This window comes from Mesorhizobium sp. M7A.F.Ca.CA.003.01.2.1 (assembly GCF_003998945.1).
GTDB lineage: Bacteria > Pseudomonadota > Alphaproteobacteria > Rhizobiales > Rhizobiaceae > Mesorhizobium > Mesorhizobium ciceri.
In genome coordinates this window covers 1-11,994 of sequence record NZ_RZRA01000046.1, presented here as the reverse complement: position 1 = coordinate 11,994, position 11,994 = coordinate 1, and the positions used below count along the sequence as shown (strand labels likewise).

9 protein-coding genes and 1 pseudogene are annotated in these 11,994 nt (G+C 58.6%); all 10 read right to left on the bottom strand.

Going from position 1 to position 11,994, the window contains the following annotated elements; genetic code table 11:
• A partial coding sequence (locus EN969_RS03990) for a cation:dicarboxylase symporter family transporter (protein ID WP_127379138.1) occupies positions 1–437 on the bottom strand: 437 nt, incomplete at its 3' end.
• A 389-nt stretch (positions 438–826) separates the two neighbouring features.
• A complete protein-coding gene (locus EN969_RS03985; protein WP_063169397.1) occupies positions 827–1,588 on the bottom strand; it encodes a sulfotransferase domain-containing protein in 762 nt (253 codons plus the stop codon).
• Between the two features lie 283 nt (positions 1,589–1,871).
• A complete protein-coding gene (locus tag EN969_RS03980) occupies positions 1,872–2,660 on the bottom strand; it encodes an ABC transporter permease (protein WP_063169398.1) in 789 nt (262 codons plus the stop codon).
• A gap of 3 nt (positions 2,661–2,663) precedes the next feature.
• Positions 2,664–3,578, bottom strand: a complete 915-nt coding sequence (gene nodI / locus EN969_RS03975) for a nodulation factor ABC transporter ATP-binding protein NodI (protein WP_024505873.1) — start codon at positions 3,576–3,578, stop codon at positions 2,664–2,666.
• Between the two features lie 261 nt (positions 3,579–3,839).
• Positions 3,840–5,165 (bottom strand): chitooligosaccharide synthase NodC, encoded by a 1,326-nt coding sequence (nodC, locus tag EN969_RS03970; protein ID WP_063169399.1) that lies wholly within the window; start codon positions 5,163–5,165, stop codon positions 3,840–3,842.
• Between the two features lie 15 nt (positions 5,166–5,180).
• Complete coding sequence (nodB, locus tag EN969_RS03965) at positions 5,181–5,840, bottom strand: chitooligosaccharide deacetylase NodB (RefSeq protein WP_063169400.1); 660 nt, start codon at positions 5,838–5,840, stop codon at positions 5,181–5,183.
• Complete coding sequence (locus tag EN969_RS03960) at positions 5,837–6,427, bottom strand: NodA family N-acyltransferase (protein ID WP_063169401.1); 591 nt, start codon at positions 6,425–6,427, stop codon at positions 5,837–5,839. The genes nodB and EN969_RS03960 overlap by 4 nt, the downstream gene beginning before the upstream one ends.
• 853 nt (positions 6,428–7,280) lie before the next feature.
• A complete protein-coding gene (locus EN969_RS03955) occupies positions 7,281–8,489 on the bottom strand; it encodes a beta-ketoacyl-[acyl-carrier-protein] synthase family protein (protein ID WP_063169394.1) in 1,209 nt (402 codons plus the stop codon).
• Positions 8,490–8,771: an acyl carrier protein gene (locus EN969_RS03950; protein ID WP_029356603.1), complete on the bottom strand. Its 282-nt coding sequence runs from the start codon at positions 8,769–8,771 to the stop codon at positions 8,490–8,492.
• A 1,218-nt stretch (positions 8,772–9,989) separates the two neighbouring features.
• Positions 9,990–11,213 (bottom strand): annotated as a pseudogene (locus EN969_RS03940) (IS110 family transposase).
• Between the last annotated feature and the right edge of the window lie 781 nt (positions 11,214–11,994).

Here is an 11,994-nt window from a genome sequence, read left to right as displayed (position 1 = left end):
ATCAGGAAGCTGGTCACGGACTGCTCGTGAGCCGTGGCCACATAGCCCTTAACGGCTTGGACATCGAGCGAGGCCGGATCGATGTTGAGGCCGGCGCCAGGTTGAACGATATTCGCGACAATCAGTCCGACAACGAGTGCAAGTGTCGAGAAGGTGAGGAAATAAACCATCGCCTTGGCGGCAACTCGGCCGACCTTCTGCAGATCGCTCATGCCGGCAATGCCGGTCGCAATTGTCAGGAAGATGACAGGTGCGATAATCATCTTGACGACTTTGATGAAGGCATCGCCGAGCGGCTTCAGGCTCTGGCCGGTTTCCGGATAGAGGTAGCCAATTGCGGCTCCCAGGACTATGGCGGCAAGCACCTGCACGTAGGTCCGGGCAAAATGGGGCTTGCGGGGCGCTGCGATCGCGCGGGGGACTCTTGGAACCAACACCGTTTCTCTCTCCCTGACCGGATCGGGGTGGGGGCTCCTCCTTCTCCCATGCTGCGCTCCGGTCGAGCGCTGCTGTCATCTCGGAGCAAGCGCCGTGCCAACTGGAGGCCTGTCCCGTCCAGCGAGATTGGTGCGGGTTGCGCACTGGAACCCTCCACCTTTGCCGGAATTTGCACTCAAGGCTCGCCAAAGATCGCGTCTGAAGAAGTGCTTCGCCAGAGAGGGAATTGACCAGGTCGCCTTGCGGCCGTGTCTTTGATGTCTGCCGCAGATCGACTGCCGGCCGATATCTCTGTCGTCTTGGTGACTTTGGTTTGTCAGTTTTGCGACGGAATGCGCGCAAACTGCAGGATATCCTACACGCCCATCAGAGCACGCGGTACAAGCGATTAAGCGTAGGAGCGCATTGAATCTCCGAGGTCAAAAAATCTTGAATAAGGTCCCCGTGCGAAGTGAATCCGCAACTCGTCAAAGTTCTCCACCGTTTGATCCAGCGGTCGCGTTTCCTGGCGCTGCAGGATGGCGTTATCTGATGGCTCAAGCGCTGGAACGCCCAGGAAATCCCAAACCGCTCCCAGGCATTGGGCAGGTTCGTGAAGTAGGCTCTCGTATTCCATTACAAGCAGGTTGGTCGACGTGAAGGAGTCCATAACGCGAGCGTGAAAATCGTCGGCGGCTTTGAAATAAGCCTCACAGTCGGCGATTGACAACCTGACGCTCGGTGGCCGAGCGGTATCGTTGTCCCAGCTGAACTTCAGCCAGTGACCGCTTTCCCTGGCCTGCACAAAGGATCGGAGCGATTCCAATACGTTTCGGCGAACAACAAGGATGACCTTGAGTGCTGGCCAACGAGCCAGTTCCGCAAAGAATGCGGGACGCTCGCGAAACTGAGGTTCATTGATCTTGCATCCAAGATGCGTCACATTCTTGTAGTCGCGCATAGGGCAGCGCACATAGGCAAGCTCAAGAAGCTCGCGATCCGTGCCTAGCAGGCGATCAGTGCTGGGCCAATTGGGATCATATTCGTTTAGCAACTCACCGTTACTCAAAACGGTCGGATGCTCGTTTAGCAATTCTTCTAAATAGTGTGTTCCGGTCCTTGGCATAGCAAGGATCACAAAAGGCTCAAGAGTTGCTTCGTTGTGGGTCATTGCATGTGTATCCAACTAAATAATGGCCGCGACGGTCTGTGGACGCGCACAAGAAGCTTGGCTGCTATCGATTGAACGCTCCGGGTGGGTCCGCGCCTCACCATCCAGCCTGTTCTTCGAGGTGTGGTCGCGAAGCTGGGCGGGTGCCTGCAGCGGCTGGGTGGCGCCCGGCTTCGGCGTTGTACCACTCGCGATTCCTAGCATACGCATGCCTCCGGGCCGCTGTGGGCAGTTTGCATCCGGCATTGCGGACCTCCTTCTGGTTAATGGGTGTAAGCAAGCGTCAACGCATTAGTCGTCGATGAAACAGTCCAGCCGACAGAAAAAAAGGCAATACAGCGAACATGCAAAGTGCGCCTATATGCAGCCCTACATTGTCGCCCAGGCGGCCGAGCATCACCGGACGGATTAGCTCGATAGAATTCGCCAGGGGCGAGAAGGCCGCAATCTGCTGAAACACTCCTGGCAATTGGCCGACTGGAAAAACCGCGCCCGAAAGGAACAGCATGGGTGTGATGACAAGCGTCTGATAGAAAATAAAATAGTGATAACTGGGCGCGAGCGCGATGACGAGCATGGCCAGGCTCGCAAAGGCGAATCCGGTGAGAGCGACGACCGGTAGCACGTAGAGAACCGACGTCCACGCGGCATAACCTAGCGCGGCCGCAACAATCGCAATTGTCGTACCGGCCAGAAAAGCCTTTGTGGCTGCCCAGGTCAATTCACCGAGAACGATGTCGCCGAGGGTAAGTTGTGTGTGCAGGATTGCTTCCCAAGTGCCCTGATCGCGCATTCGACCGAAAACCGCGTAAATTGTTTCGAAGGTTGATGCTGTCATCGCGCTCGTCGCAACCATGCCGGCTGCCAGAAAGGCGATGTAGGATGCACCTTCGATGCGGCCTACCAACAGTCCAAGGCCAGTGCCGAGCCCGAAAAGGTAAATCATCGGATCAGCAAGGGTGCCGAGCATTGAAGCAAATGCCACCTTCTTCCATGCCAGATGATTGCGGCGCCACACCGCCATCCAGTTCCAGGCGTTGGCGGGTAGAGCGGCCGCAAAACGTTCACCCATTGCTCACTTCTCCATCTCACGTCCGGTTAACCGCAAGAAAACGTCCTCCAGACTGGGTGGACGCTCTAGAATACGCAGACCCGCTCGACCGCGAAGCTGGATGCGCACATCCTCCGGCTCAGGCGCATAGCAAAAGAGCGTCTCGCCGCTTACCTCGACACGCTGAACGTACGGTCTGATCAGCGAAATCAGCTCCTGTGGATTACCGCCGAAGATCTCGATCACGTTGCACCCAATGTACTCGTCGATCAGCGCATGAGGACTGCCCTCGGCGATCTTGCGTCCCCGCTCGAGAACACACAGCCGATCACAAAGCCGCTCAGCCTCTTCCATGAAATGGGTGGTCAAAATGATCGTTTTTCCGCTCGCCAGCAGGAAACGAAGTCGCTCCCAGATCAGATGGCGGGCATGCGGGTCGAGGCCGGTCGTGGGCTCATCCATCACAAGCAACTGGGGGTCGTTGATCAGAGCACGTGCCAGCGTCAGGCGCCGCTTCATCCCGCCGGATAGCAGGCCGACACGTGAATCCGCCTTGCTCTCAAGGCGAGCGAACTCGAGCAGCCGTGGGATGACGGCGTTGATCTCTCTTGTACTCATGCCGAAGTAGCGCCCGAACACCAACAGGTTCTCACGTACCGTAAATTCCAGGTCGAGATTGTCGAACTGCGGGACCACGCCTATGCCCTTGCGGGCCAAGCGGCTGCGTGCCGGCACTGGTAGACCGAGGACTGTTATATCACCCGCGTCAGGCCGGGTCATACCGAGGAGCATACGCGCAATCGTGCTCTTGCCTGCGCCGTTAGGCCCCAGCAGACCGAAGCACTCTCCCGATGCAACGGTGAAGGACAGCCCGTCCACAACGAGCTTGTTTCCGAATAATTTGGTTACGCCGGTAAGGTCGATTGCTACATTGGACATGCGTCTATCTCAAGCGGAATGAGTCCGATTGGCCACCGGCAGCTTACTTGCGAATTCTGGTTCAGAGCAGGCCACCGCCTTGAGATGACACCTTTGGAAAGTCGCGGCCGGAGCGACGTGTGTATCGCTTCCGCCAAAGAATAACGTCAAGATGCCACGTGTCGCTTCCACATAGTCCCCGTTCTGACCATAGGTAACTCGACAAGCTTCACCCCGTGTCGACTGACACAACTTACTCGGTCACTCGGCGCTGCAAGGCCGTCAGACTTCACTAGCTGTGAGCGAAAGATCTGCAGTATGAAGTGACTCCGCAATTCCAGAATTGCCCGCAGCATTTGCTCCGCCAAGCGGCATCGCGCTTGTGATTTCCTTTGTGCTGCTGTTGGGCAGGGGAACACTTTTACGCGACAGCCAATCGCTATTGCTCAATGTACACAGGGCGTAAGCCTTCAAGGGGATCAACAGGAATATCCTGATTAACGCGTGCATTGAATAGCCGATGAATCGAAGCTGCCGAGTGCGGAAAGATAACACCGTAGATCTGATTATGGTCATCGTGACAATAGCCAGCACCGTCCACCAATTTACTGTATGTGAAAATAGTAACTCACCGAGCGCCGTTACTACCGCGATGCCGAGCAACAATGGGCCGAGATTCTCTCCCATCACATCCAAAGTTAGATAGCGATCCAGGCCACGCAGTAGACCTCGCGCAAGCATCGTGTCCCGGAAAGTGCTTCGTGCCCAGCGGAGTTGTTGGCGCAAATAAGGTCCCATCTTGTCCGGAACGACTGTCGCCGCGACGGCACCTGGAACGTACTCGGTTCGAAAGCCTGCTTTCAGCATGAGGATCGTAAGATGACGGTCTTCACCGAAGTCGCTTGGTTTCCCCCTGAACAGCTGCGTCTCGTATTGATCCAGCAGAGAAAGGAGACAAGACCGGCGGTACATTGCACATGGGCCGCAGCAGCACATGACCGCACCAAAGCGACCTTGCGCCGCGCGCTCCTCATTGCAAGCCAGCCAGTATTCCATATCGATCAATCGGGTCAACCAAGTGTCGCTGCGGTTGTATGCCGTCAGCTGGCCCATGGCCGCTCCGACCATGGAATCCCGCATTTTTACTGCAAGCTTCGTGATGACGTCGGACGCAAGTGTCGTGTCAGAGTCGACGCTGAGCACGAAATCTCCAGATGAGCGGCGGATGGCGGCGATCTGCGCCTTGCGTTTGCCAACATTTTCGCGGAGCAGAATGAAATTGAATCTCGGGTCGCCCTCGTAGGCGTGATGTACCGGGATGACGGCATTACGATTTCCAGAACCGTCGTCAACCAGATAGACCTGAAATGTTCCGGAGTAATCTTGATTTGCAATGGAAGCTAAACACGCCGCGAGTGTGCGCGGGTCCTCATTGTAGCAGGGGATAATGACATCCACGCTCGGCCAACGGTCGGATCCGAACAAGCTTTCCGACGGCGGCGTAACATTTTCCGGTTGGGAGTAGACCGCTTGCATGCCTCTGTAAACAGTCGAGAGCACCGCATAAGACGAAACGGCAACAGTACTGGCTGTGGTGAGAAGGTCCATAGGATCTCTGTTTGTTCAGGGATGTTGAGGAAGTGATCGGATTACAAATCCGCGGCCGTGCAATTCTGGAATTAGGCGTGACAACGCTGTCACCGTCTGGTCGCGCAGACTGGCTTGATTGCCTGGTTGCAATTCGTCGGGAGCGCACCCGTCGTGCAACAGCACGATTGCGCCCGGCCGGATATCGGCGAGCACTCTGTCGACGATGGCGTCAACGCCGGGGCGAGACCAGTCGCGTGGATCAATGGACCAATGGACGGGCGCCAATGCCTCACCCGCTAATGCAGCGATTACTTCTTCGGTCCAGATGCCATAGGGTGCACGAAAGTACCGAACCATGGCCTGCGGGCAAGCCATCCCTATGACTCTGTTTGCCTCAACTATCTGGCAGTCGACTTCGACGGACCCGCATTTAGCTAGGTCCGGATGAGTCATCGTGTGGTTGGCTATACCGTGGCCGTCTGTAATAATTCGGCGAACGAGTTCCGGCTCGTCGGCCGCGTAGGCCCCAACAACGAAGAAGGTCGCCGGCACCTGATGTTGCGCCAGCACATTGAGTATCTGCGGTGTGAAAAATGAATTGGGACCGTCGTCAAACGTCAGATAGACGCTGCGCTCTGCAATGCGATCGGCATTGTCACTCTGCCCTTCGCATATGTAGTCCAGAGGCTTCATAGTTCCGGACCGTTCCGGTCGATCAGGGTACCAGACGGCCACTCGTCCATCGAGCGTCCGATCGGCGAAACCAACACGAGTACGTCTTCCAGGCGCGTGGGCGGCAGGTCGGGATGCACATCTGGACGGGTCGACCGTACGCGAACGCCCGACACAATGTTCGCGAGGCCGGCTCTGCAGAATCTTTCGACATGGTTTCGCAGCGCGTGCCGAACCGTGCCGAAAGCGAATGGAACACCCAACTGATGGAGCACTGGGTACGCCACGCGCATCGAAAAACCGATTCCGAGCCCTTCAAGATCCGGACGAACCGCGTACAGGCCCAATTCAGCGACGATCAAGTCGACCTCGCCAACTTTGATGAAGCGCCGCAGCATGCCGATGTGAGCCGCTACCCCATGCGCGTCGTAGCCGATTGCGCGGAATTCCGGCCTCGCGCCGGCCCAACTGCGGCCGCCTTCGAATGGCTCCGCGTTGAAGGCGCCAGTCCGTCCATAGGTCTTTCGAAAAAAGTCGGAGAGTTCGACATGGTCGGCCAGTTGCAGCTCATTTTCCCAGCACAACTTCCACTCGACATTCGGACGCATGGAAGACCTCACCTTGTAGCTGTCTGGTTGAGATAAATGTCCAAGCATTGATTAAATAATTGGCGTCGCGCCAACGGGGCGTAACTTGTGGGGACCGCCGAAAGACCAAGCCGCAATGCAGATGCGACTGACTTTGTACGCCCCGCACACCAGATGATGCTCCTCAGATCCAACGCAACCATCGGAACTACCTATCTTTCCAACTTGAAGCGCTTCTATGGGACCTGCAGCAAAAACGGTAAAATCCTTTGTTTAGATGAAAGGTATCCACGCTTTGGATAACTGGGCGAATGCGTTCCATATGGCTGGTCAATTATCGTCGTCACGCTCGAGGCACTTCTGACGAAGCGCAAAGCTCACGCCCGCGGCACGCGCGGCCGTTGCCGGGCCGCGCGATTATCTCCGTAAGAGCCGAGTGGAGCTCAGACACGACGATTGATCAGAATCTGATTCGCGGGTTCAGTATCTCTTTCGTGTATCCAGCTCTGGGCTGTCCTTTGGCGGGAGTTAGGTTCGCCCAGGTTCTGAGCCTGGGGCGTTGGCCCGTTCGCCGCGCAGGCTCCTTCGCACATCGTCGAGGCCGAGAAAGAGGGGCCACACAGCTCCCCCTGTACTTTCCACCACCCGACACCAGCGCTCACCCAGGGCGCCGGCCTTGCTCACCTCAACGGATAGCGCACTCGCGCCGCTTCACGATTAAAAGAATTCTACAAGCAAGATGCCTGTTTGATCGAGAGACGTCCGCTGCCAATTCCCGCATCGCAGAGGCAGCCAATAGCGCTCGCTTTACATAGTGGTCCGGCAAGCAGCTAGATACGACAGGTGACCTCAAATGAGGCGTCTTGCATGGCTTCTACACCTGCCTGAATGCCAGAACTGCGTTCGTACCGCCCATGGCGAAGGCGTTGCTCATGGCGACGCGCACCTTGCGCTCGCGCGGCACATTGGGTGTGATGTCGAGGTCGCAAGCGGGATCTGGCTCGCGATAGTTGGCGGTCGGCGGCACGACGTCCTCTTGGATTGCCATCACGCAGGCGATCATTTCAAGCGCGCTCGCTGCGCCGAGGCAATGCGCGTGCGTGGACTTGGTGGAAGAGATGGACATCGAATAAGCGTGGTTTCCAAACACACGCTTGATCGCCGCCGTTTCAGTCTGATCATTGCTCTTGGTACCGGTGCCGTGCGCGTTGAGATAGTCGACGTCCTCGGCATTCAGCCCGGCATCGGCAAGGCAGGCGCGCATCGCCGACGCTGGCCCCTCGACAGATGGCGCGGCAATGTGGAAGGCATCGGCGGAAAGGCCGACGCCGGCGATCTCGGCAAGAATTGTGGCACCACGCCTCGTGGCATGCTCGTAGCTTTCCAGCACGGCCATGCCCGCACCCTCGCCCAGCACCAGGCCCTTCCTATCGGCGGAGAAGGGCCGGCAGGTATCGGGTGAAAGCACGCGCATTGCTTCCCATGCTTTCAGCACGCCCCATGCGAAGGGTGCGTCGCTGCCTCCGGAAACCATTACGTCGGCCCGGCCCAGCTTGATCTGGTCCACCGCCGAGGCGATCGCATGGTTGGCCGAGGCACATGCGGAGGTCACCCCGAAGACCGGCCCGCGCAAGCCGAGGCTCAAGCTCACCTGGCCGGCGGCGGCGCTTGGCATCGTTTTGGGTACAGCGAGGATGCCAACTCGCCTCGCGCCGTCCAAAAGGAGGGCCCGGTAAGTTTCCTCCATCACATCCCAGCCCAAGCCGCCGACGCCCACTGTCGCGCCGAAGCGATGGGCATTCCCCTCGTCGCAGGAAAGTCCGGCCTGCCGCATGGCTTCGCGCGCTGCAAGCACGGCGAGCAAGCTGAAGCGGGCCATGGAGACGAGCTGCTTGCGATCGATGTCGTGCTGGGGCAGCGCCTTGATCTCAGCGCCGGTCATGCCCTCCAGGTCATGAAGCTCGGAATTGGCGATCGGGCCGATGGCGGAGCGGCCTTCGCGCATCTCTTTCCACATAGAGGCGGCGTCGGTGCCCAGTCCGCACAGGCCGCCCACTCCGGTGATAACGACGCGCCTGTCCATTCAAGCCTCCTTCGCAAGCAAGCCGCGGACGGCTTCCACGACGTCGCCGACATTCTTGAGATTGGACCAGGCATCGGCCGTGTTCATGTCGATCTTGATGCCGTAGGCCTGCTCCACATCCCAGAGGACGTCCGCCAAACCCAGCGAATCGAACCCGAGCGCGTCCAGTTCCGTGGCGATTGTTATCTCGCCGACGAATGACGCAGGCATTCCCTCACCGCTCTCCGACTCGGCGCGTTTCTTGATCAGGGCAATGACGTCCGTTGCGAATTGATCGGCCATTCTGTTTCCTGTCTTTCTTTCCCGCGTTTCGACCTGGACGCGGCTCAGTTCCTGAGGCGCGCCGCGTCGCGAAAGCCATCACGCTTGGGCAACTGACAAAGCCCAATGCTCATAAAGCCGGATCAGGTCCGGCCGGTGTGTGGCGTAGGTGCAGTATGACGATGTGAGCCGCTACACGTGCGCGTCTCCCGGTCTGTCCATAGGCTCGGAAGAAGTCGGACAGTTTGACATGGCCGGTCAGTTGCAACTCCCTTTCCCAGCACTCCACTGCCCGGTAGAGCGCATGAAAAATCTCCTTTCGGGCGGTTTCTTAAGACGCTCGCCACGCCATGAGGCAGTGGGGGCATCGGTGTCCATCAGGTGCTTCTGCCCATGCAGGATTCCAGAACATTGATGAAATCGTTTGTTTCGATGAAAGGCATCCACACTTTGGATGGTTGACCACGCTTTTCAAAGATCGTGAACTACATCTCCTCGTTGTGCTCGACGCACTCCGGACAAGTAACCTCATGGGCGCGGCATGCAGGATTAACCGAGCCCAGCCGGTCATGAGTGCGGCCGGCGCTCGGCTGCTCGATTTATTTGCGCGATAAGCTCGCGACCATGTCCGCGGAGGTATTCAAACTTAACGCTGCGTCCGGGAGCTCTTGCCCTCCAGTTTGCGACGCTCCCCCGCCCATCCAGTGATCGTTTATTTCGTCGGATAGTTTGACCCGGCTCTACCGAATCGCCGCTTCAGGATCATTCTTTCCGATTTCGTCACGCTCGTATTTCTGCCGCGTCCTACACCGATTGGGCGCGAACAAAACTGAGCGCCTTGGAACCCGAACCCGTGCGTCGTGACCGGGAGCATCCGGGGCGAACTCATCCGCTCGGGGGCATCGCATCACCGGACGGCGACAGGCACGGTCGACCGGCATCTCGGCATCGGCTGGGAATTCGTCCATGGTCTGCATTGGCGACGACGCTTCCTGAGGCCACGTAGCCCTTATGCCAAGCTGGGCGCCCGGGTCGAGCGCGTAATGACGACAATTGCTTCGCTGCAGGTCAAACGCTTTCCGGGCCACCTGCAAAGTCTTCACCCGGCCGTACAGCGCCCAAGACCACTGATGTGATCGACAAGAGCCTTTTTGATAAATCTGCGCTATTCTCCTGTCGCGCACGGACGACCGCGTGGCGAAGAGCAGGGTCCGAGATGAGAGCCCTGCCGCGCAGCTTCTATCGTCGCGCCTCGTTTGCGGCATCCGTGCCTACCCTCTTCGGACCTCGTGGGTTCCAACCGGCGACGAGGCGTGCATAGGCGCCCTCGGCCTGCTCCACCCAGCGGCGCTCTTCTTCCCGGTGGCTCTTTATGTTGTAGGCGTGCGCTCCCTTTTGGCCGCGCACAGCCTTGCTCCCGGCCTTGAGTTCCACATCGCGCAAGCTTCTTGGCATGCAGGGAGGGTCGAGCCCACGCGTAACTCTCGCCCTTCTCAACAGATGACAGATCACGACAGAGAGTTTGCGTGCGGTTGCCACGGCCGCGACATGCTGTCCGCGCCGGGCTCGCACGCCGCAGGGAGAAGGCTCGCAACGGTCCGGGAGCACGAGCGGCCGCCCAGGCCGCCTCGACGAGCATGCCGCGCGCATGACCACGGCCCTGCTTGGTGATCCGCCCATGGTAGGCCGGACCTGGCCGGACTGCTGGACGCTTGGGTTCAACCCGAGATAGGTCACGAGCTTCTGCGGATCGTCGAAGCGCGACACGTCGCCGATCGCCGCCCTTCATCGCCAGCGCGACGGTGATGTCGACGCCGGGAATGGTCATCAGCCGCTTCACGCCTTCATCCTCGAGAGCCGAGCGGACAAGATCGCGTTCGATGACCTGGAGGTCTTCGCCCAATCGGTCGAACTCGCGCAGATGCCCATCGATCGCGAGGCGCTCGTCCTGCGGTACGACCTGCTCGATTAACCAGGTCCGACCCTTGGCGCCGCACAGGTCAGCATGCGGGCAGGACGGATCAGGTGGCTATGAAGGATCGACTGGATGACGCTCTTCAATCGAGATCTCTGTCGGACAATCTGATTGCGCCGTGTCACCTGTCGACGCAGAGCCTGCGTCGGCTCGTCCGCAATCCAGACTTCTGGCAAGAAGCCGCTGGCATAGAGCTGCGCAAGAACGTCGGCGTCGATCGTCGTTTTGATCTTGGCATAGGCAACGATAAACACCTGTTTCGGCTTGGCGATCCCCACCTTCTTCACATGCGGCGCAACCACAGCTGCAGCGGACGTCGCGTTGCCGGTGGCCTCGATCACCCCGACATCGTTCGGCGACAGCTTCGCGGCGAACGCCGCCAGCAGATCGCGCCGCATGTCGACGCGGCCGAGTCGCCTGAGCCTGCCCTCCTCCCATGCCACTGCTTCGGCGAAGGCGCGGTGAATATCCAGTCCGATGATAAGCATGCCCGTTCCTCCTTCTTGGCTCGGTCAAAGACGGGAGCTGGCGGGCAACACGACATCTACTGATCCGCGCTCGCAGCGCATCCGGGAAAGTCGCGAGGGGCGGCCATGTAACGAGCTCGGGCTCTCAGCCCACGGTCTATTGACGGCCTGCCTGCACCTTTGTGCTCCCGGTGCCCCACGTCCCGGATGGGCTCACCATAAGGGCGTTCCAAAACAAGAACAGCAGGACGAGAAGGCACCACAGATCACATACCGGATAGCGGCAAGGCCAAGCGCTTCGTTCAGATAGGCTTGCGCCAATGGGCTTAGGCCGAGCCTACAACAGCTCTCAAAAACGCTGCCGGACTGCTGCATTGGCTCGCCGATACAATTGGCACAGGCCTCACGGCAGCTTAGGATCAAACCGCCCATCAGTCGCCTCGGACTGGAAAGGTGCACCCTATTAGGTTCCACGCCTAGCTAGGTCGGGGCCGCCGAAGACGCTGGTTGATAGACCGGCGCCATCGGCCCGGCGTTTCAAACTGCCAATCTCTGACCTGCACAGTACGAACGATTGCTCGCTTCGGCAGATCACGCGGCTCATATGTCGGACCTTAACGTCATCCATCATAAACTTTTTGCGACAAAAGATTGCAAGAATGCTAAATTGTTAAAGTCGTTTGTTTCGGTTAAAGGCATCCATCCCATGGATGGCTGATGACATGCGTTTCAAAGGACTTGATCTAAATCTCCTCGTTGTGCTCGACGCACTCCTGACGGAGCGTAATCTCTCGGCGGCTGC

What these genes read in the sequence shown, in the direction of transcription:
- EN969_RS03985 (WP_063169397.1), bottom strand. Translation starts at nt 1,588, where the DNA reads ATGACCCACAACGAAGCAACTCTTGAGCCTTTTGTGATCCTTGCTATG.
- EN969_RS03980 (WP_063169398.1), bottom strand. Translation starts at nt 2,660, where the DNA reads ATGGGTGAACGTTTTGCGGCCGCTCTACCCGCCAACGCCTGGAACTGG.
- nodI (WP_024505873.1), bottom strand. Translation starts at nt 3,578, where the DNA reads ATGTCCAATGTAGCAATCGACCTTACCGGCGTAACCAAATTATTCGGA.
- nodC (WP_063169399.1), bottom strand. Translation starts at nt 5,165, where the DNA reads ATGGACCTTCTCACCACAGCCAGTACTGTTGCCGTTTCGTCTTATGCG.
- nodB (WP_063169400.1), bottom strand. Translation starts at nt 5,840, where the DNA reads ATGAAGCCTCTGGACTACATATGCGAAGGGCAGAGTGACAATGCCGAT.
- EN969_RS03960 (WP_063169401.1), bottom strand. Translation starts at nt 6,427, where the DNA reads ATGCGTCCGAATGTCGAGTGGAAGTTGTGCTGGGAAAATGAGCTGCAA.
- EN969_RS03955 (WP_063169394.1), bottom strand. Translation starts at nt 8,489, where the DNA reads ATGGACAGGCGCGTCGTTATCACCGGAGTGGGCGGCCTGTGCGGACTG.
- EN969_RS03950 (WP_029356603.1), bottom strand. Translation starts at nt 8,771, where the DNA reads ATGGCCGATCAATTCGCAACGGACGTCATTGCCCTGATCAAGAAACGC.